The following is a 19,103-nucleotide window of genomic DNA, read 5'->3' on the forward strand; positions in this document are numbered from 1 at the left end:
TCGCGAAATAAAACAGGGCGCCATCATGGCGCCCTGTTTGTTGTGGATGTTTTTTTCCCCTTAGAGGGGGCTGTGCTGGCGGCAATATCGGGATCCCCGTGCCCGGCAGGGACGAAAAAGGGCGCCGGGGCGCCCTTGTTTGCAATGGTCCGGGATCAGCCGGTGTTGCGCATGCCGGCGGCGATGCCGGCGATGGTGACCATCAGCGCCTGATCCAGCTCGGGGTGCAGGGTCTCCGGGTGGTTGCGGGAGCGATTGAGCAGCTCGGCCTGCAGCACGTTGAGCGGGTCTGTGTAGGGGTTGCGCAGCTTGATGGACTCCTTGATCCAGGGCTGATCGTCCAGCAGGTCGCCCTGCGGGCGCAGTTTCAGCACCACCTCGATGGAGTCGGCAAGCTCCTGACGCAGCTGCTTGCCGAGTGCCCACAGGTTCTCTGGCACCAGGCGGGTGTCATAGTATTCCGCCAGCCAGAGGTCGGCCTTGAGGAACACCATCTCCAGCATTTCGAGACGGGTGCGGAAGAAGGGCCACTGGCGGCTCATCTCGTCCAGCACGCTCTTCTGGCCGTCGTCGATGGCCTGTTGCAATCCCTTGTGGGCGCCGAGCCAGGCCGGCAGCATCAGCCGGTTCTGGGTCCAGGCGAAGATCCAGGGGATGGCGCGCAGGCTCTCGACACCGCCGTTGGGCTTGCGCTTGGCGGGGCGGGAACCGAGCGGCAGCTTGCCGAGCTCCATCTCCGGGGTGGCGGCACGGAAGTAGGGCACGAAGTCCGGGTGACCGCGCACGATACTGCGGTAGTGATCACAGGAGACAGACGCCAGCTGCTCCATCACGGCGCGCCAGCTCTCTTTCGGCTTGGGCGGCGGCAGCAGGTTCCCCTCCAGCACGGCGCTGGTGTAGAGGTTCAGGCTCTGGATGGCCACTTTCGGCAAGCCGAACTTGAAGCGGATCATCTCCCCCTGTTCGGTGACCCGCAGGCCGCCGCGCAGGGATCCCGGGGGTTGCGACAGGATCGCCTGATGGGCGGGGGCGCCGCCACGGCCGACGGTACCGCCGCGGCCATGGAACAGGGTGAGGCGGATGTTGTTGGCTTCAGCCAGCGCCACCAGGGATTCCATGGCGGCGTACTGGGCCCAGCCTGCGGCCATCATGCCCGCATCCTTGGCGGAGTCGGAGTAGCCGATCATCACGTACTGACGGCCCTGGATGTAACCGCGATACCAGTCCACCGACAGCAGGCGTTCCATCACGGCGGTGCCCGCCATCAGGTCTTCCTGGGTCTCGAACAGCGGGGCAACCGGCATGCGGAACTTGCAGCCAGCTTCCTTCAGCAACAGCTGGACCGCCAAGACATCGGACGGGGCACCGGCCATGGAGATGATGTAGATGCCGAACGCATCGGGGTCGTGCTGGGCGATGACGCGACAGGTGTCGATGGTCTCGCGGGTCTCGGCACTGGGATCCCAGTCGCTCGGGATGAGGGGGCGGCGGGAGTTCAGCTCGCGCAGCAGGAAGGCCTGCTTGTCCTCTTCGCTCCACTCGGCGTAGTCGCCCACACCCAGGTAGCGGGTCAGCTCGGAGAAGACCTGGCCGTGACGCTCGCCATCCTGACGGATGTCCAGCTTGACCAGGTGGATGCCGAAGCAGGCCAGCTTGCGCAGCACGTCCAGCAGCATGCCGTCGGCGATGTTGCCCATGCCGCAGGCGTGCAGGGAGTGGTAGCAGAGCTCCAGGGGCTCGCGCAGCTGGGCGGTGCTCTTGACCAGATCCCGGCTCTCGCTCGCCTGGCCCTGTACCTTGGCGGTCAGGTACTCCTGGGTCTCGCGCAGTTGCTCGCGCAGCTCACGCACCAGGGCGCGATAGGGCTCGGGATTGTCGCCGACCCGGGCACGCACGGCGTCGGTGCAATCGGCCATGGAGAGCTCGGAGGTGAGCTCCTTGATGTCCTTGTAGAACAGGCTCACTGCCATCCAGCGGCCCAGCTCCAGCACTTCGGCGGTCACCTTGGCGGTGACGAAGGGGTTGCCGTCGCGGTCACCGCCCATCCAGGAGGTGAACTTGACCGGCGCGGCATCCAGCGGCAGCCGCACACCCAGATGGTGTTGCAGGCGCTCGTCCAGATTGCGCATGAATTCGGGGATGGCCGGCCACAGGCTGTTTTCCACCACGGCGAAGCCCCACTTGGCTTCGTCCACCGGGGTCGGGCGCTGTTCGCGGATCTCGTTGGTGTGCCAGGCCTGGTTGACCAGTTGCTCGATGCGACTCTGGATCTTGTCCCGCTCGCGGGGCAGCAGATCGGAGAGTTCCAGGGCCTCGAGGCAGTCGTTGAGCTGCACGTGCTTGTGGATCAGGGTACGACGGGTCACCTCGGTGGGGTGAGCGGTCAGCACCAGATCGATGTCCAGCTCGCGCACGGCCTGGATGATGGTCTCCTGGGACAGGTTGGAGGCTTTCAGCTTGTCGAACATCTGCTCCAGCGGATCCGGAGTGCAGACCTGCTCTTCGCAGCGACGGGAGATGGTGTGGAACTGCTCCGCCACGTTCGCCAGGTTGAGGAACTGGCTGAAGGCACGGGCCACGGGCAGCAGTTCGTCATCGGAGAGGGTACGCAGGGTGTCGAGCAGGCGCTCTCTGTCTGCCTCGTTTCCCTTGCGGGAAGACTTGGCCAGCTGGCGAATGGTCTCAATCTTGTCGAGGAAGGCCTGCCCCTGATGATCCTTGATGGATTTACCCAGCAGTTGGCCCAACATGCCTACGTTGGCCCGTAGTGCGGCGTACTTTTCGTTCATTCCACATCCTTATTTTGTTGGTGCCTCCTGACCTTCCAGGCGGGAGGCGACCTCACTTATTGTTGTGCGATTACAACATATGCTCCGTCATCTTAGGGGGACAATCTACCCAGATTGTCTGCGCAAGGTCAAATAACAAGCCGATTCAGAACATGTATTTCCCTCACCTGTCCCAAGGCGCCTGTCATGTAACTTACTTACATCCCTATTTGGTTAGACGCAGAAGCGCCGGATCAGGTGCTGCAGCACCGCCGTGGTCGGTTTGACGAACGACAGATCCAGGTATTCATCGGGCTGGTGGGCCTGGGTGATATGGCCTGGACCCATCACTATGGTCTCGCAACCCAGCTGCTGGATAAAGGGGGCTTCGGTGCAATAGTTCACGGACTCGGCGGCCCGGCCGCTCGCTTTTTCCGCCTCCCGCACCAGCTCGGAGTCATCCTGGCAGGCATAGGCCGGAATGGGTTCGTGCAGGTGCTGCAGGTGCAGGCAGCCGGGCTGGTGGATCTCGATGGGGGAGAGCGCCTCTTTCAACATGCCCATCAGCTCGTCGGGACCCACCTGCGGGGTGGGACGCATGTCGATGTGCAGCTCGCAGCAGCCGCAGATGCGGTTCGGGCTGTCGCCCCCCTGGATGTAGCCGAGGTTCAGGGTGGGCTGGGGCACGGCGAAGCGGTGATCCGCGTACTTCTCCTTCAGATCCTGCTGGAGCCTGAGCACCTGACCCATGGCCTTGTGCATGATCTCCATGGCGTTGACGCCGTTGGCGGGATCCGAACTGTGGCCGCTTCGGCCTGTGATGCGAATGGCTTCCGACATGTGGCCCTTGTGGGCCACCACGGGCACCAGCCCGGTGGGTTCGCCGATCACCGCGTAGTCGGGTTTGAGTTCAGCTGCGGCGGCGATGGCGCGGGCCCCGGCCATGGTGGTCTCTTCATCGGCGGTGGCCAGGATGCGCAGCGGCTTGCTCAGGGTCTTGAGGTCGACCTCCTTGAGCGCTTCCACGATAAAGGCGAAGAAGCCCTTCATGTCGATGGTGCCGAGCCCGTACAGGCGGTTGCCCTCTTCGGTCACCTTGAAGGGGTCTTTGGTCCAGGCTCCTTCATCAAAGGGAACCGTATCCGTGTGACCCGCGAGCAGCAGCCCCCCTTCTCCCTGACCATAGGTCGCCACCAGGTTGAACTTGCCCGGCAGATCCGGCAGGGCCGTGACCTCGCACTGGAACCCAAGCTGGCCGAACCAGTCGGCCAGCAGCCGGATCACCGCCTCGTTGCTCTGATCCCAGCGAGTATCCGTGCTGCTGATAGAGGGAATCGCAATAATATTCTTATAAAGTGAAAAAAAATCCAGTTTGGCCATCAGCTCCTCCTTGCGTCCCCGGAGTGTTTCTGTTAGAAAATACAAATGCAAAGTGAGTGCATGAATATTCTGTTCGAGTGCTCATCGACAAGGCCTCTAGTTGTAAGGGAAAGTTAATGTTCTGTCACCTGATCTGTAACCGACGACGCATATCCGCCTGAATTGCCCCTCCGCACTCGTTGCATCAAAGGGGCGATAGCCGACCCCTTGCACCGCAGCACCATGCTGTGAATTTCGAACCCAGACTTGGAATACTCAAACATGCTTAAGACCGTTATCGTCGGTGCCAGTGGCTACGCGGGGGCCGAACTGGCCGCTCTGGTCCAGAACCATCCACAACTCGAGCTGTTCGGCCTCTATGTTTCCGCCGGCAGCCAGGACGCCCACAAGCGCTTCTCTTCCCTGCATCCCCAGTGGGTGGGCAAGCTGGATCAGCCGCTGCTGCCCCTGGACGAAGACGGCATGACCCGGATCCTGACCCAAGCCGATCTGGTGGTGCTGGCTACTGCTCACGAGGTGAGTGCGGAACTCGCGCCCAAGTTCCTAGCCAAGGGGTTGCCGGTGTTCGATCTCTCCGGTGCCTTCCGGGTCAACGATCAGCAGTTCTACTCCTCCTTCTACGGCTTCACCCACGAGAATGAGCAGTGGCTGGAGCAGGCCGCCTACGGTCTGGCCGAGTGGAATGCCGATGCCGTCAAGGCCGCCCAGCTGATTGCCGTGCCGGGATGCTACCCGACCGCCTCCCTGTGCGCCCTCAAGCCGCTGCAACAGGCCGGGCTGATTGCCCAGGGGTGGCAGCCCATCATCAATGCGGTTTCCGGCGTCTCCGGGGCCGGTCGCAAGGCCGCCATCAACACCAGTTTCTGCGAAGTGAGCCTCAATCCCTACGGCACCTTCAATCACAGGCACCAGCCGGAGATCAGCCACCACCTCGGCAAGGAGGTGCTGTTCCAGCCCCACCTCGGCAACTATGTGCGGGGCATCCTGGCCACCATCTATGTGCAACTGGCGGAAGGGGTGACGCCGACCCAGGTGGATCAGGCCTACCTCAAAGCCTACGAAGGCAAGCCGCTGGTACGCCTCACCGGCCAGATGCCCTCCATCCGCGGCGTGGCGAGCACGCCCTACTGCGACATCGCCTGGCAGCAGCAGGGCAACATGCTGGTGGTGGTTTCTGCCATCGACAACCTGCTCAAGGGGGCCGCCTCGCAAGCCATGCAGTGCATAAATATCAAGTTTGGTTTTGAACCGGCCACCGGCCTGATTTAACGCTTTAAGAAAGGATCGAGAAGATGGACAAGCAGACGCTGGTAATCAAGTTGGGTGGTGCCCTGATCGAGAACGACGAGGCCCTGACCGCCCTGTTCGCCACCCTGAAGACCTTCCTGGATGATCAGCACCGTCCTCTGGTGCTGGTGCACGGTGGTGGCTGCCTGGTGGACGACCTGCTCAAGGGGCTGGGCATGACCTCCACCAAGAAGAACGGCCTGCGGGTGACCCCGTTCGAGCAGATCCCCGTGATTGCCGGTGCCCTGGCTGGGACCGCCAACAAGATGATGATGGCCAAGGCCATCTCCACCGGCATTCCTGCTGTGGGTCTGTGCCTCGCCGACGGCGGTCTGTGCCAGGTGACCCAGCTCGATCCGGATCTCGGTGCGGTCGGTGACTGCAAACCGGGCAACCCGGCGCTGGTGGCCGGCATCCTGGGGCAGGGTTTCCTGCCGGTGGTGAGCTCCATCGGCATCACCGCCGACGGACAGATGATGAACGTCAACGCGGATCAGGCGGCCACCGCCATCGCCGAAGCGCTGGGCGCCGATCTGGTGATGCTGTCGGATGTGAGCGGCATTCTGGATGGCAAGGGCAAGCTGGTGCCGCAACTGGACAAGCAGAGCGCGCTGGACCTGATGGAGAAGGGCGTTATCACGGACGGCATGGCCGTCAAGGTGAAAGCCGCCCTGCACGCCGCTGAAACCCTGGGCAAGCCGGTCTGTGTCGCTAGCTGGCGCTACCCGGATCAGCTGCTCAAGCTGCTGGCTGGCGGCGCTGTTGGCACCCAGGTCACCCTCTGATCTCCACCGGGAAAAGGACAATCCGATGCAACATCTTCTGAAAGACAGTGATTTAAGCAAGGCCCAGATCGAGGCGCTGCTGGCGCTAGGCAAGGCGGTCAAGGCCGATCCGAAGAAATACAGCCAGGCCCTGGCGGGCAAGAGCGTGGTCACCCTGTTCGAGAAGCCCTCCCTGCGTACCCGGGTCACCTTCGACATCGGCATCGCCAAACTGGGCGGTCACAGCGTCTATCTGGATCAGCAGAACGGGGCGCTCGGCAAGCGGGAGTCGGTGAAGGATTTCGCCAGCAATCTGTCCCGCTGGTGTGACGCCATCGTCGCCCGGGTGTTCGATCACCAGACCCTGGTCGAGCTGGCCGAGTTCGGCTCGGTGCCTGTGGTCAACAGCCTGTGCAACCTCTACCACCCCTGCCAGGGACTGGCGGATTTCATGACCATCAGCGAGCACTACAGCGACCTGTCCAAGGTGAAGCTGGCCTATCTCGGCGATGGCAACAACGTGAGCCACTCCCTGCTGCTGCTGGGGGCGACCCTCGGTACCGACGTGACCCTGGTCTGCCCGAAAGGCCATGGCCCGGATACCCAGATCTTCCTGCAGGCCCAGGCGCTGGCAGCTCAATCTGGCGCGACCATACATATCAGCGATGATGTCGCGGATATCGAAGGCTTTGACGTGGTTTATACCGATACCTGGGTTTCCATGGGTGACAACACACCAATGGAGCAGGTAAAAGATATCTTCATGCCTTATCAGATCAACCAGGCCCTGCTCGATCGGACCGGCATCCAGCACGTGCTGCACTGCCAGCCGGCCCACCGGGAGCTGGAGATCACCTCGGAGGTCATGGACGGCCCAGCCTCCCTCATCATGGATGAGGCAGAAAACCGGATGCATATCCAGAACGCCGTGCTGCTGACCCTGTTCGGACAGGGCCAGAAGTAATCCGGCAACCGACCCGGAATCACCCCTTTTTATCGAATCATCACGGAGAGAAGTAAATGAGCGGAATCAACAAGATCGTACTGGCTTACTCGGGCGGACTGGATACCTCGGCCATCATTCCCTGGCTGAAGGAGCACTATGACGCTGAAATCATCGCCTTCGTCGCCGACGTGGGCCAGGAGCGTGACGATCTGGAAGGGATCGAGCAGAAGGCCATCGCCTCCGGCGCGGTCAAGTGCATCGTCAAGGATCTGCGGGAAGAGTTCGTCAAAGAGTATGTCTACCCGACCCTGAAGACCGGCGCCGTCTATGAAGGCACCTACCTGCTGGGCACCTCCATGGCCCGTCCGGTGATCGCCAAGGCGATGGTCGAGGCTGCCCTGGCAGAAGGGGCTGATGCCATCTCCCACGGTTGCACCGGCAAGGGCAACGACCAGGTTCGGTTCGAAGGGGCGGTGGCTGCTCTGGCGCCCCAGCTGAAAGTGATCGCCCCCTGGCGGTTGTGGGACATGCGTTCCCGGGAAGATCTGCTGGCCTATCTGGAAGCCCGCAACATCCCCTGCAAGGCGACCCTGAAGAAGATCTACAGCCGCGACGCCAACGCCTGGCACATCTCCACCGAGGGTGGCGAGTTGGAGAGCACTTGGAACGAGCCGTCCGAAGCCGTCTGGCAGTGGACCGTCTCTGCAGAGGATGCCCCGAACGAGCCGGAATACGTCAAGCTGACCGTGGCCAAGGGCGAAGTGGTCGCCGTTGACGATCAGCCGCTCAGCCCGCACCAGATCCTGACCACCCTGAACGAGCGTGCCGGCAAGCACGGCGTGGGCCGGATCGACATCACCGAGAACCGGATGGTGGGCATGAAGTCCCGTGGCTGCTACGAGACCCCGGGTGGTACCGTGATGGTTGCCGCACTGCGCGCCGTGGAAGAGCTGGTACTGGACAGACCGACCCGCGCCTGGCGGGAAAAGCTGGGTGCCGAGTTCTCCCACCTGGTGTATGACGGTCGCTGGTTCACCCCGCTGTGCAAGGCCATTGTCGCCTCCGCCAACGCCATCGCCGAGGAGCTCGACGGTGAAGTGGTGCTGAAGATGTACAAGGGTCAGGTCACCGCGGTGCAGAAGAAGTCGCCGAACAGCCTCTACTCCGAAGACTTCGCCACCTTCGGTGCCGACGAAGTGTACGACCAGAGCCATGCCGAAGGCTTCATCCGTCTCTACACCCTGGCCAGCCGGATCCGCGCCATGAAAGAGCAGCATCAAGCCATCGGTGGCGACCATACCCACGGCTAAGCAAGCGCTATCACCCGTTGATTCGAGGGGGCATGGCCCCCTCTTTTACAGGCAGAGAGGCCCTTTGCCATCCTCATCGGGTGTGACAAGAGCGGCTGCGCCCTGGCCGCTTCTGTGAGATAACAGGCTCGCAGAAAAACAGGGCAAGATTTCAAGTTCGACGGCGCAAGTCGCCGCCGACAACGCATTCAAGGAGAGCAGTATGGCACTTTGGGGTGGACGCTTCAGTCAGGGAGCCGATAGCCGGTTCAAGCAGTTCAACGATTCGCTGCGGTTCGATTACCGGCTGGCGGAGCAGGATATTCAGGGCTCCATGGCCTGGGCCAAAGCGCTGGTCAAGGTGGGCGTGTTGACCGAGGGTGAGCAGGCCAAGTTGCAGCAGGCGATGGAAGTGCTGCTCGCCTCCGTGCAGCAGGATCCCCAGCAGATCCTGAACTCGGACGCCGAAGACATCCACTCCTGGGTCGAGAGCCAGCTCATCGACGCCGTCGGCGCCCTTGGCAAGAAGCTGCACACCGGTCGCTCGCGCAACGATCAGGTCGCCACCGACCTCAAACTCTGGTGCAAGGCACAGGGCGAGCTGCTGCTCGGCTCCATCACCGCCCTGCAACAGGGGCTGGTGGCCTCCGCTCGTGCCAATCAGGCCGCGGTGCTGCCCGGTTACACCCACCTGCAGCGTGCCCAACCGGTCACTTACGCCCACTGGGCCCTGGCCTATGTGGAGATGCTGGAGCGGGACCATTCCCGTCTGCAGGATGCCCTCAAGCGCCTCGACACCAGCCCGCTTGGCTGCGGCGCGCTGGCGGGCACCGCCTATGCCATCGACCGCGAGGCGCTGGCGCTCGACATGGGCTTTAGCGGCGCCACCCGCAACAGCCTGGATTCGGTGTCCGATCGGGATCACGTGGTGGAGCTGATGCACGTGGCGTCCCTCTCCATGACCCACCTGTCGCGCTTTGCCGAAGACCTTATCTTCTACAACACCGGCGAGGCGGGCTTTGTCGAGCTGTCTGACGCCGTCACCTCCGGCTCGTCGCTGATGCCCCAGAAGAAGAACCCGGACGCGCTGGAGCTCATTCGTGGCAAGACCGGCCGGGTGGTCGGGGCCCAGATGGGCATGCTGATGAGCCTCAAGGCGCTGCCGCTGGCCTATAACAAGGACATGCAGGAAGACAAGGAAGGATTGTTCGACGCCCTCGACACCTGGCACGACTGCCTCGATATGGCGGCGCTGGTGCTGATCGATCTGAAGGTCAATGGCGAGCGGACCAAGGCGGCGGCCCAGGGCGGCTATGCCAATGCCACCGAGCTGGCGGACTATCTGGTGGCCAAGGGCATCCCGTTCCGTGAGGCGCACCATATCGTCGGCGAGACCGTGGTCTATGCGATCCAGGTGAAAAAGCCCCTGGAAGAACTCTCCCTCCCCGAGTTCCAGCGCTTCAGCCCCGTGGTGGGGGAGGATGTTTACCCGAACCTGGAGCTGGAAGCGACCCTGGCCAAGCGGGTTGCCAAGGGAGGCGTCGCTCGCGAGCAGATAGAGGCAGCCCTCACCGCCGCCGAAGCCTGGCTGAGCAAGCGGGCGGGTTAAGCCAACCGGCTTGCCATGGGAATTAGAAGGCAGAACGGCAACCTCAGGGTTGCCGTTTTTTTATGGGTACGCCTAGGCGCCGTGGGGCGCGTTGACCAGGGGCTGTTCAGCCCCTGTGTCCGGCGCTGGCATGATGTACGGCGTCCGTGAGCAGTCGTTGCAACTGGCTCCTGGCCTCGTCGGTTTCATGGCTGGCGGCGAGTAGCACCACCCCCAGGGTGCCCGGTGAGGGCAGCACACCGTCGAGGGTGGCGAGACTGGCCGGCATGCCGATGGCGGAACGCACCGTGATCCCTAGCCCGGCCTGCACGGCGGCCCAGATCCCGCCCAGGCTCTGGCTGGTGAAGGCGATCCGCCAGGGGATCCCGGCATCGTCGAGGGCGCGGATGGCCCGTGCCCGCATCAGGCAGGGGGCATCGAAGAGCACCAGGGGCAGGGGCTCCCCGCGCGCGAGCAAAGGGGCGAGGTCCCACTCGGGGTGGGCAATCCAGGCCAGTTGCACCACCTCGATGAGGGGAAGATCCTCCCGCTCTCCCTGTGGCTGCCAGGCGAGAGCCATGTCGAGGGTGCCCTCCCTGATCCCCTGCACCAGAGCCCCGTTGCGATCGATGCGGGTCGTCATGCGCAGGGCCGGGTGCTGGCGACAGAGGGGTCCCAGCACGGCGGGGAGCAAAGATTCACCGAAGTCCTCCTGCACCCCGAGCCGGATCTCCCCTTGCAGCAATTCCCCTTTGAGGGCGAGCACGGCTTCGTCATTGAGCGCCAGCAGCCGCTTGGCGTAGCCCAGCAGGCGCTCACCGCTGGCTGTCGGCACCAGGTGACGTCCCTGCTTCATGACCAGATCGGTGCCGCACTGCTGTTCGAGTTTTTTCAACTGGGCGCTGACCGCCGAGGTGGAGCGGCACAGCCGCTGCGCCGCCAGCGCAAAGCTGCCGCACTCCAGCCCCAGCACGTAGCTGCGCAGGGCATCGAGATCCAGACTGGGGGGAAGGGGTGACATAACAATCCTTTTAATCGGGATGATTGGTCTTGAATATTTCGATTTTCTAAATTGTAGCAGTGAGGGAGAGTGGCTTCATCCACCAAGGAGATTGCCATGACACCCGATGTTCCCGATCGCGCCGCCCTGGCGCAGCTTGCCCCCCGACTCGCCCGACTGGCGGAAGAGACGCTGTTTGGCGATATCTGGCAGCGCCCCACCCTCTCGGCACGCGAGCGCAGCCTGATCACCCTGGCCATCCTGGCGTCACTGGGCCGGGTGCAACAACTGCCCTGGCATATTGCATTCGCCCGGCAAAACGGCCTGTTCCGGGATGAGTTGGAAGAGCTGTTCACCCATCTTGCCTTCTACGCCGGTTTGCCCGCCGCAGTGACGGCCGTGGGCTATCTGCCCCCCCGCGAGGAGGTGACCCCATGCCGCTGACCCGCATCACCCTGTGCGAGGGGATGAGCGACGCACACCTGCAGCAACTCAGCGCCCTCTACCACCAGACCCTGGTGGAGGTGTTCGAGGTGCCGCCGAAGGATAAATTCCAGATCCTCGAGATCTTGCCTGCCAGTGCGCTCATCTATGACCCCCACTACCAGACCGGCCGCCGGGACCAGGGTTTCATCCTCTTCCAGATCCTGGCGGGCAAGGTGCGCAGCACCGCGACCAGGGAGCGGCTTTATGCACGTCTCGCCGAGCGCCTTGAGGCCGAGCTTGGGATCCATCCCGACAACCTCATGGTGGTGATCCAGCAGACCGATGCCGAGGCGTGGAGTTTCGGCCAGGGCCGGATGTTCAGACAGGAGGTGGCCTCATGATCGCCATGCACTACCGATTCACCCTGCCCGCAGACTACGACATGGCGCTGATCGAGCAGCGGATCGCCAGCAATGGCGCCAGACTGGACGGCTTTCCCGGTCTGTTGTTCAAGGCCTATCTCTACAGCCGTCAGGACGATGGTGCCCTGCCGGGGCAGGAGAACCGCTATGCCTCCTTCTATGTGTGGCACAGCGCCGAGGCGATGCACCGATTCCTGGCAAGCGAGGGATTCGCGGCGCTCACCCGGCATTTCGGCTGGCCCCGCATCGAGACCTGGCATCTGCTGCGGGCGCCGGATCCGGCCTCCCTCGACGGGGCTTGCATGGCCAGGCTGCGGCGCACCAAGGTCACTTCCCACGGCGAGCTTGCCGACCTGCACGGCGAGGCCATGGTGAGCGGCTGGGATCTCACCCGATGGGAATGGCTGGAGGCGGATTTTCTCCCGTCCCTCTCATCGCCCTTGCCTGCCGGGGGCGAGATCTACCGTATCGGCTATCTGGCGAAGGGGGGCGGGGTGTAAAGCGGAATTATCTTTGTCATTGATGTTGTTTTTTCATTCACTTGGGCTGTGAAAGTAATATTCGCATCGTGAACATAGGGTGTTATATCTCGCTTGTGGATGATGATGTGGCATTGCGGCCATTTGCTGCAATGAACTGGCTCAGTGGGCACATTCGGGGTGACGGCCCGCGCCGGGCAGGGCATGATCCCGCTGCAATGCGTATGGACGCGTCAACCGGATCAAGGAGTTCCCATGTACCTGCCACCCCATTTCGCCGTTACCGACCCCGAGGCGCTGCACCAGCTGATGCAGGCGCACCCCCTGGGGGCCCTGATCACCTGTGGTGAAGGGGGGCTGGATGCCAACCACCTACCGTTCGAGTTCGATGGGGCGCAGGGGGCCCACGGTGTGCTGCGGGCCCATGTGGCTCGCAACAACCCGCTTTGGCAGGAGGTGAAAGACGGCGACGAGGTGCTGGTGATCTTCCGCGCCGCCGAGGGTTATATCTCCCCCAGCTGGTATCCGGGCAAGCAGGTGCATCACAAGCAGGTGCCCACCTGGAACTATGCCGTGGTGCACGCCCATGGACGTATCCGGGTGAGGGACGATGCCCGCTTCGTGCGCCGCCTGCTCGCGACCCTGACCCGTACCCACGAGGCGGGAGAGTCCATTCCCTGGAAGATGGCTGATGCACCGAGAGACTATCTCGAGACCATGGTACAGGCCGTGGTAGGCATAGAGATCGAGATTGAACGGCTGGTCGGCAAGTTCAAGCTGGGTCAGAACAAAGAGGCGGCGGATCGCCTGGGAGCGGCCAATGCCCTGCAGGAGCGCGGGCAGACCGCACTGGCCGGCGCCATGCTGAGCCCGCCTCCTTCACAGCCCTAGCGTGACACCTTGAGATTCGGCCCGACAAAAACGGCAACCGTCTGGTTGCCGTTTTTCATGGTTCCACTCCCGCTCACGCGCTGGCATTGAGCAGCTTGCCGACGCCTTCCCCCGGGCCCTGGGGCAGGGTCTGCTTGAAGGCGTAGAGCAGCTGATCGAGGTTGAGGTCGCTGTTGCCGAGGCAGCCCTTGAGGGTGTCGAGCTCGTTTTGCAGCGCGTCGAGGCGGGTGCTCTGGGTGCCGTCTGCCAACTGGGTGCGGGCGGCATCGATGGCCTGGGGCAGGGGCTGGCCCGAGGATTCCTGACCCAGGGTCTGCATCAGCGCCCCCATGAAGTGGTTGATGGCGGGGCGGTTCTGCTCGCTGTCAGCCTCCTGGATGCCAAGGCGCTGGAACAGGCTCTGCACCGTGGGGGCAAGCTGCGCTTCCTGCACGGCGGGCTCGGTCTGGGCGGGCGGCGTGCTGTCGCCCAGCAGCTTGCTGCCGAGCTTGATGGCAAGGGAGGCGAGGGGAAGCAGGGTGCCGATGGCGATCATGATGTCACTCTCCGTACGACTGATGTCATGACGGAGCAGGGAACGGGCCAGCTTGGCGAACATTCACCCGAAAAATGGCAGGGGATTGATCCTGCTGTGAATTTCGTTTTTGCCAGGCGGAGGACGGGCGGGTGCGAGCGGGGGCGGCGGCAAACCCTTGCAGCCCGGGGGCTGGCCGGTTTGCCGCCCGGCTTGCCGGATCAGAGCTCCTTGAACGGGCGGCGCTTCTCCTCCTCGATGACGATGGCCTCCAGATTGGCGATGCGCTCCTGCAACTCCTTGATGATCATGTCCTGCTTGCCGAGACGGTCGGTAATGCGGGCATCCCCCATCTGGTAGCGGGCGCGTTTGGTGAGATAGTTGAACGACACGCTGATAAAGACGATCAGGACGATACCTGTCCACATGGTCATGAATGACTCCTTTCAAGATTTGAACGAGAGGATCTGTCTCCCGCGCTGTCGTTGTCTCATACCCGACCTTGGGCGGCAATGCCCGCCTGGTTGTTCAGAGCGGCCAGATCGGCCAGCCGAGCCAGATCCCGAGCAGCAGCAACTGCCCCCAGACGATGGCCCAGAACCGCAGGCGGTAGCTCCCTTTCTGGGTCTTGTGGCGCAGCCACTGGCGGGCGACCAGGGCGCCAGGCCAGCCGCCGCACAGCTCAAGCAGATGCAGGCGGGCCTCGGGCACGCGCCAGCCGCCACGAATGGCCTGGCGTTTGTCCCAGGCGTAGGCAGCCAGGGTCAGCAGGCTCATCAGCAGGATCAGGGCCAGCGGCCACCAGTTGGCGTCCCGCACCCCGAGCCAGCCTGCCCAACCCAAAGGCAGCAGGGCAAGGGCCATCATGACAGGCACGCCGGATCCCGAGTCTCGCCCGGTTGTAGCGTGCGGATCACCCGGGCCGGATTGCCCACCGCCAGGGAGTCCGCCGGGATGTCCCGGGTGACCACGGCGCCAGCCCCTATGATGGAGCGCGGCCCTATGGTGACGCCGGGGCAGATGATGGCCCCGCCGCCAATCCAGCAGTCATCGCCGATCCGCACCGGCTTGTTGTAGGCGGTCCAGTTGCGTCGTTCCAGATAGTCCATGGTGTGGGTGGCGGTGTAGATCTGCACGTTGGGGGCCAGCAACACATGGTTGCCGATGTGCACCTCGCCCACGTCGAGTATGGTGACGTTGAAGTTGAAGAAGGTCTTCTCGCCGATGTGGATGTTGCGGCCGAATTCGCAGGTGAAGGGGGTGCTGATCCAGCAGGAGTCGGGACAGTGGGCGAAGAGGTCGCGGCAGATCTGCTGGCGCAGGACGTGATCCCCCGCCGGTGAGGCGTTGAGCCGGCTCAGCAGCGCCTGGCCGCGAATGCGGTCGTTCGCTATCTCCTCGCTCTGGCTGTCCAGGGCGCCCCCTGCCAGTACCTTGTCCCAGTCGCTTGCCATGGTCATCTCCTCCTGTTGCAAGAGGGGGCAGTATACGCGACAAGGGGAAAGGGTGTCAGAGTGCCTGGCCCGTCAGGTGATCCCCGTCATCATGTCATCAGGACAAGGGGCAGGATGAGCAGGATGGAGACGAGGTAGGGGAGCAAGACCCGCCGCCCCAGGCTGCGTCCGCCAATCACCAGTGCCAGCACCCCTTTCACCAGGGAGTTGACCAGCCCGGCGAGCAGTATGCCCCTGGCTGCCACCTCCAGGGCCAGCTCCTTCTGGGCGAGCTGGGAGAGGGAGAGGGTGATGGCGTCCACGTCCGTGATGCCGGAGACCAGCGACAGCAGATAGACCCCGGAGTTGCCCACCTTGCTTTGCAGCAGGGTGGCCATGAAGCCGATGAGGGCGAGCAGCAGACCGAACTTGATGGCGGTGGCGAGATCCAGCGGGTTGCGGGTTTCGGGCTGTACCGGGCCGTCCGGCATCTCTTCCCGCTGGCGCCAGAACCAGAAGGCAAAGCCGTAGACGATGGCTGCCAGCAGCAGCAGGGGGGCGGCCAGACGCAGCGCCAGCTCTCCGTGGATGATCAGCACCAGTGCCAGCAGCCTGAGCCACATGGTGGCTCCCGCCAGCAGAATGCCGGTGGCCAGCAGCCGCTCCAGCCCTCCCTGCTCCTTGTTGAGGCGGGCAAATTGCAGGGTGAGGGCGGTGGAGGAGGCGAGCCCCGCCAGCATGCTGGTGAGCACCAGCCCGGAGCGGGTGCCGAGCAGGCGCACCGCAAAGTGACCACAGAACGAGATGCCGGCAATCACCACCACCATGAGCCAGATCTTGAAGGGATTGAAGGCATTGAGGGGACCCATCTCCGCATCCGGCAGCACCGGCAGCAGCACCAGAGAGATGAGCAGAAAACGCAGGGTGGCGTGAAACTCCATTTCGCTCAAGAACAGCATCCCCTGCTGGATCTTGCCCTTGAGCCCCATCAGGAGGGCCGCCAGCACGGCGCAGGCCACCGCCTCGCTCGGGCTCTGCAGCACCGACATCAGCCCCAGCAGATAGGTGAGCACCATGGCCACCGAGCTGGTGAGACCGAACTCCCCCTGCCAGCGCAGGGCCAGCCAGACCGAGAGGCCGCACCCCGTCACCACGGTCAGCAGAGCGAGCAGGGCCAGCCAGGGCCCCAGGGTGGGCAGCAGCAGGGCGCAGACCCCGCCGAGCAGACCGATGAGGCCATAGGTGCGCATCCCGGCGATGCGCTGGTTGTCTCCGAGCTGGCGCACCTGCCAGCCCCGCTCCAGCCCGATGATGAGCCCGATGGCCAGGGACACCAGGGCGCCGTAGACGGGCTCGGCCTCTATCCACATGGGTTTCTCCTCCCGCTGCCGTTTCAGTGAGGATGGCACAGGGTATCCCGGGGCAGGGGGAGCTGGCTCACAGAGCGGGTGTCCCGCCTGCCGGGGTCTTGCAAACAAAAAAAAGGCGCCACCTGGAGGGGGCGCCTGGAAAGGTCAAACCTTGCGGTTTGCAGACCAACGGAACCAAAGATCACACACTTCACACTCAGCACTGCTGTGGGGGCAGGGCTCAACCCTGCCACTTGCCTCCTTCCACTATCACGTCGTTGGGATCGGTATCGGCGCTAAGCTTGTCGCGCACATACTGGTCGTAGAGTTTGAGCAGGTACTTCTCTTCCCCCAGCTTGGCGAGACGGTCGTTGACCCAGTCACGCAGCTCGATATTGCCCTTCTTCACCGCCGGGGCGATGGGGTCTTCCGAGCCCAGCTTCTCGGGCAGCACCCGATAGCCCGGGTTCTCCTTGGCCCAGCTGAACAGCACCAGGTTGTCCTGGGCGTAGGCGTCGCCGCGGCCCTGGGCCAGCGCCTGCAGGGATTCGGTGTTCTTCTCGAACTTGAGCACCTTCCAGTCCGGGTGGTTGCGGGTCAGCCAGATGTCGGCCGTGGTGCCGGTGGTGACGATAAGCCGCTTGCCGGCCAGATCGTCGAGCTTCTTGGCGTCGCTGCCTTCCGGCACCAGCACCTGCACCGCGACCTTGAGGTTCGGGTTGGTGAAGTCCACCACCTGCCGCCGCTCCGGGGTCACCGTCATGTTGGCGAGGATGAGATCCACCTTGTCGCTCTGCAGGAAGGGGATGCGGCTGGCGGGCTCCACCGCCACGAACTCGACCTTGTTTTCGTCCCCCAGCAGATCCTTGGCGAAGCGGCGGCCGAGATCGGTGTCAAAGCCGACGTAGTTGCCCTTCTCGTCCACATAGCCAAACGGCGGCTTGTCGGTGAAGACGCCGACGATGAGCTTGTCCCGCGCCTTGATCTTGGCGAGGGAACCGTCTTCTGCCTGGGCGGCGCCGCTGGCGAGGCCCAGGCCGATGAGGGCGCTAAACAGGACCGAGGTAATTATCTTCATGCTGACTCCTTTCGTTTGCTGACAGTTGTATAAGAAAACTTGGCAAGGAACTGGCGGGCACGCTGGCTCCTGGGATTGTCGAAAAATTGATGGGGGGCGGCCTGCTCCAGGATGTGGCCGCCGTCCATGAAGACGATGCGATCCGCCACCGCCTGGGCGAACGCCAGCTCGTGGGTGACGATAAGCAGGGTCATGCCGCTGCCGGCGAGATCCCGGATCACCTCCAGCACCTCCTGCACCATCTCGGGATCCAGCGCAGCGGTCACCTCGTCAAACAGCATCACCTGGGGGTTCATGCACAGGGCCCGCACGATGGCGATGCGCTGCTGCTGGCCGCCGGAGAGCTGGCGAGGATAGTCATGGCGCCGCGCCCACAGGCCGATGCGGGTCAGCAGCTGTTCCGCTTGCAGCAGGGCCTCGGCTCGCTCCCGCTTCTGCACCTGCACAGGGCCGAGCAGCACGTTCTCCAGCACCGTCAGGTTGGGGAAGAGGTGATAGCTCTGGAACACCATGCCGATGCGCTGGCGAAGCCGCTGCCAGTCGGTGCTGGCATCCAGCAACTCTCCGTCGAAGCGAATGTCGCCCCCCTGAATGGGTTCGAGCCCGTTGAGGGTGCGCAGCAAGGTGCTCTTGCCGCAGCCGCTCGGCCCCAGGATGACGATCACTTCCCCGGCGTTCACCGTGAGGCTGACCTCGTCCAGTACCCGGTGTTGGCCGAATTGTTTGCTGACAGCATTGAGTTCAAGCAGAGGTGTCATACCGCATTACCCCATTGTTGCTCCAGCCGGCGCGAGGCGAGCGAGAGCGGATAGCAGACCAGAAAGAAAAACAGGAACAGCAGACCGTAGATGAGCAGCGAGCCATAGGTGCGCTCGATGATCTGCTGGCCTACCTTGATCACCTCCACCACCCCGATCAGCACCGCCAGCGAGCTGGTCTTGATGATGCGGGTGTAGATGTTGATGGTCGGCGGCGTCAGCCGTTGCAGCGCCTGGGGCAGCAGCACGTGGCGATAGAGCTGCCAGCGGGAGAGCCCGAGCGCCAGCCCGGCCTCCTGCTGGCCGCGGGCGAGGGACTTGAGACCGCCGCGCACCACTTCACCCACCTCGCTGGCGCCCCACAGGGCCAGCACCAGCACGGCGCACCAGAAGGCCGGGATGTCTACGCCAAAGAAGATCGGCAGCCCGAAGAAGAAGAGGTAGAGCCAGACCAGCACGGGGACCACCCGAAACAGCTCCAGATAGACCCGCAGTGCTCCCCGAGTCAGCCTTCCCCCTTGCTGGGCCAGCACGCCATAACCGACCCCGCCCAGGGTGGCGAACAGGATGGCGAGCAGGGAGATGGCGAGGGTCTGACCCGCGCCCACCGCCAGCAGCGGCAGCGCCTGCGTCAGCTGTTCAGTGACTGGACTGGCCATAGTGATCCCTCCTTCTTTGTGCATGGGTGGCGAATGACGGCAGCAGCTGGACAATAGGTGTCTGCATCAGTT

20 protein-coding genes are annotated in these 19,103 nt (G+C 63.5%); 9 read left to right on the plus strand and 11 right to left on the minus strand.

The features are described 5' to 3' along the window. Window positions 1–155: 155 nt before the first annotated feature. Both ppc and argE read right to left on the minus strand, forming a co-directional pair. A complete protein-coding gene (gene ppc, locus OKC41_RS05115) occupies window positions 156–2,789 on the minus strand; it encodes a phosphoenolpyruvate carboxylase (RefSeq protein ID WP_201894633.1) in 2,634 nt (877 codons plus the stop codon). A gap of 213 nt (window positions 2,790–3,002) precedes the next feature. Continuing rightward, window positions 3,003–4,148 (minus strand): acetylornithine deacetylase, encoded by a 1,146-nt coding sequence (gene argE, locus OKC41_RS05120; RefSeq protein WP_039040568.1) that lies wholly within the window; start codon window positions 4,146–4,148, stop codon window positions 3,003–3,005. 261 nt (window positions 4,149–4,409) lie between these two features. Between argE and argC the strand changes: the two genes are divergently transcribed. The 5 genes from argC to argH all read left to right on the plus strand — a co-directional run bounded on the left by argC (window position 4,410) and on the right by argH (window position 10,043). Beyond that, the gene (argC, locus tag OKC41_RS05125) at window positions 4,410–5,417 is read left to right on the plus strand and encodes an N-acetyl-gamma-glutamyl-phosphate reductase (protein ID WP_010675690.1); all 1,008 of its coding nucleotides are present in this window, start codon (window positions 4,410–4,412) and stop codon (window positions 5,415–5,417) included. A gap of 23 nt (window positions 5,418–5,440) precedes the next feature. Next, on the plus strand, window positions 5,441–6,220 hold the full coding sequence (argB, locus tag OKC41_RS05130; RefSeq protein ID WP_010675689.1) for an acetylglutamate kinase: 780 nt from the start codon (window positions 5,441–5,443) through the stop codon (window positions 6,218–6,220). A 25-nt stretch (window positions 6,221–6,245) separates the two neighbouring features. Beyond that, window positions 6,246–7,163: an ornithine carbamoyltransferase gene (locus tag OKC41_RS05135; protein ID WP_010675688.1), complete on the plus strand. Its 918-nt coding sequence runs from the start codon at window positions 6,246–6,248 to the stop codon at window positions 7,161–7,163. A 56-nt stretch (window positions 7,164–7,219) separates the two neighbouring features. Then, on the plus strand, window positions 7,220–8,455 hold the full coding sequence (locus OKC41_RS05140; protein ID WP_010675687.1) for an argininosuccinate synthase: 1,236 nt from the start codon (window positions 7,220–7,222) through the stop codon (window positions 8,453–8,455). Between the two features lie 202 nt (window positions 8,456–8,657). Further along, a complete protein-coding gene (gene argH, locus OKC41_RS05145) occupies window positions 8,658–10,043 on the plus strand; it encodes an argininosuccinate lyase (RefSeq protein ID WP_042014804.1) in 1,386 nt (461 codons plus the stop codon). A 106-nt stretch (window positions 10,044–10,149) separates the two neighbouring features. Here argH and OKC41_RS05150 read toward each other — a convergent pair whose 3' ends face one another. After that, complete coding sequence (locus tag OKC41_RS05150) at window positions 10,150–11,043, minus strand: LysR substrate-binding domain-containing protein (protein WP_201894634.1); 894 nt, start codon at window positions 11,041–11,043, stop codon at window positions 10,150–10,152. 96 nt (window positions 11,044–11,139) lie between these two features. Between OKC41_RS05150 and OKC41_RS05155 the strand changes: the two genes are divergently transcribed. The 4 genes from OKC41_RS05155 to OKC41_RS05170 all read left to right on the plus strand — a co-directional run bounded on the left by OKC41_RS05155 (window position 11,140) and on the right by OKC41_RS05170 (window position 13,240). Next, window positions 11,140–11,466, plus strand: a complete 327-nt coding sequence (locus tag OKC41_RS05155; protein ID WP_201894635.1) for a carboxymuconolactone decarboxylase family protein — start codon at window positions 11,140–11,142, stop codon at window positions 11,464–11,466. Continuing rightward, complete coding sequence (locus tag OKC41_RS05160) at window positions 11,457–11,849, plus strand: tautomerase family protein (protein ID WP_010675683.1); 393 nt, start codon at window positions 11,457–11,459, stop codon at window positions 11,847–11,849. The genes OKC41_RS05155 and OKC41_RS05160 overlap by 10 nt, the downstream gene beginning before the upstream one ends. Beyond that, on the plus strand, window positions 11,846–12,370 hold the full coding sequence (locus OKC41_RS05165) for a DUF4865 family protein (protein ID WP_201894636.1): 525 nt from the start codon (window positions 11,846–11,848) through the stop codon (window positions 12,368–12,370). Before OKC41_RS05160 ends, OKC41_RS05165 begins: the two co-directional genes overlap by 4 nt. Window positions 12,371–12,604: 234 nt before the next feature. Then, window positions 12,605–13,240 (plus strand): FMN-binding negative transcriptional regulator, encoded by a 636-nt coding sequence (locus tag OKC41_RS05170; RefSeq protein WP_201894637.1) that lies wholly within the window; start codon window positions 12,605–12,607, stop codon window positions 13,238–13,240. 73 nt (window positions 13,241–13,313) lie between these two features. Here the strand turns inward: OKC41_RS05170 and OKC41_RS05175 are convergent, their stop codons facing one another. The 8 genes from OKC41_RS05175 to OKC41_RS05210 all read right to left on the minus strand — a co-directional run bounded on the left by OKC41_RS05175 (window position 13,314) and on the right by OKC41_RS05210 (window position 19,031). Next, the gene (locus OKC41_RS05175) at window positions 13,314–13,775 is read right to left on the minus strand and encodes a hypothetical protein (protein WP_201894638.1); all 462 of its coding nucleotides are present in this window, start codon (window positions 13,773–13,775) and stop codon (window positions 13,314–13,316) included. Between the two features lie 200 nt (window positions 13,776–13,975). After that, on the minus strand, window positions 13,976–14,188 hold the full coding sequence (locus tag OKC41_RS05180; RefSeq protein ID WP_201894639.1) for a hypothetical protein: 213 nt from the start codon (window positions 14,186–14,188) through the stop codon (window positions 13,976–13,978). Between the two features lie 94 nt (window positions 14,189–14,282). Beyond that, on the minus strand, window positions 14,283–14,621 hold the full coding sequence (locus OKC41_RS05185) for a DUF1294 domain-containing protein (RefSeq protein WP_010675679.1): 339 nt from the start codon (window positions 14,619–14,621) through the stop codon (window positions 14,283–14,285). Next, the gene (locus OKC41_RS05190) at window positions 14,618–15,208 is read right to left on the minus strand and encodes a sugar O-acetyltransferase (RefSeq protein ID WP_104453223.1); all 591 of its coding nucleotides are present in this window, start codon (window positions 15,206–15,208) and stop codon (window positions 14,618–14,620) included. The genes OKC41_RS05185 and OKC41_RS05190 overlap by 4 nt, the downstream gene beginning before the upstream one ends. Before the next feature lie 89 nt (window positions 15,209–15,297). Beyond that, window positions 15,298–16,557, minus strand: a complete 1,260-nt coding sequence (locus OKC41_RS05195; protein ID WP_201894640.1) for an MgtC/SapB family protein — start codon at window positions 16,555–16,557, stop codon at window positions 15,298–15,300. A gap of 220 nt (window positions 16,558–16,777) precedes the next feature. Further along, a complete protein-coding gene (locus OKC41_RS05200) occupies window positions 16,778–17,614 on the minus strand; it encodes a transporter substrate-binding domain-containing protein (RefSeq protein ID WP_039040560.1) in 837 nt (278 codons plus the stop codon). Then, the gene (locus OKC41_RS05205) at window positions 17,611–18,372 is read right to left on the minus strand and encodes an amino acid ABC transporter ATP-binding protein (protein ID WP_234922277.1); all 762 of its coding nucleotides are present in this window, start codon (window positions 18,370–18,372) and stop codon (window positions 17,611–17,613) included. Before OKC41_RS05205 ends, OKC41_RS05200 begins: the two co-directional genes overlap by 4 nt. Beyond that, a complete protein-coding gene (locus OKC41_RS05210) occupies window positions 18,369–19,031 on the minus strand; it encodes an amino acid ABC transporter permease (protein WP_201894641.1) in 663 nt (220 codons plus the stop codon). Before OKC41_RS05210 ends, OKC41_RS05205 begins: the two co-directional genes overlap by 4 nt. Window positions 19,032–19,103 lie beyond the last annotated feature (72 nt).

Origin of the sequence: Aeromonas sp. QDB17 (genome assembly GCF_027705305.1) — a bacterium.
In the GTDB taxonomy this organism is placed as follows: Bacteria; Pseudomonadota; Gammaproteobacteria; order Enterobacterales; family Aeromonadaceae; genus Aeromonas; species Aeromonas caviae.